The organism is Lentimicrobium sp. S6 (assembly GCF_013166635.1).
GTDB lineage: Bacteria > Bacteroidota > Bacteroidia > Bacteroidales > UBA12170 > UBA12170.
This window is the reverse complement of sequence record NZ_JABKBZ010000243.1, coordinates 1-725: the sequence shown is the minus strand read 5'-3', so window position 1 is coordinate 725 and position 725 is coordinate 1. Positions and strand designations below refer to the sequence as shown.

Sequence of the window (725 nt, the reverse complement as noted above, 5' to 3'; positions counted from 1 at the left end):
CTATGATTATAGCAGGGACAGGTTTTGCGGGAAGAGCTCATAAAGTTTATTGACTTTGTGCTCTGCAATAAGCTCCAAGACTTTGTTCATCCATATTTGAGGATTTACACCATGCATTTTACAGGTTCCAAAAAAGGAGTAAAACATAGCTGAACGCTTTGCTCCTTCGTGAGAACCAGCGAAAAGGTAATTTTTCCTTCCTAAAGCATTGGGTCGGATACTGTTTTCGATCAGGTTATTATCAATAATTAGATTTCCGTCGTAAAGATATGTGTGAAGACTGTCCCATAAATTAATAGAATAGGTAAATGCTATTCCGATCAGGCTTGAAGGGAGTACCTTTTTATTTTCCTGAGAAATCCATTTTCCTAACTCATTTATAATTGGAAGGGATTTGTCAATACGCGCCTTCTTTTTGTCATTTGATGAAAGATCAACAATCTCGCGCTCCAAAGTATATAATTGCTGGATTTTCCCCATGGCATATTCTGCCCTGGAGCTGTCTTGTTTCAGTGCTTTTTCAAAATATCTGCGTGCATGTGCCCAGCAAGCCAGATGGCTTACTGTTTTCTTGGATTTAAACTGGTTGTAAGATGCATATTCATCGGTTTGTAAATACCCTTCAAAGTTATCGAGTATTTTTCGGGGTGCATCTTTGCTACGTCCTTTTTGGTAGTCAAACACCACCATTCTTTTTAAGGGGTCATGGTAAACCCAATAATAGC

The 725-nt window shown here is 38.6% G+C and carries 1 protein-coding gene; it reads right to left on the bottom strand.

What is annotated here, in order from left to right; all coding sequences use genetic code 11:
* Nucleotides 1-6: 6 nt before the first annotated feature.
* Nucleotides 7-725 (bottom strand): IS66 family transposase (locus HNS40_RS22575; RefSeq protein ID WP_172284965.1); only part of this gene is annotated, 719 nt, incomplete at its 5' end.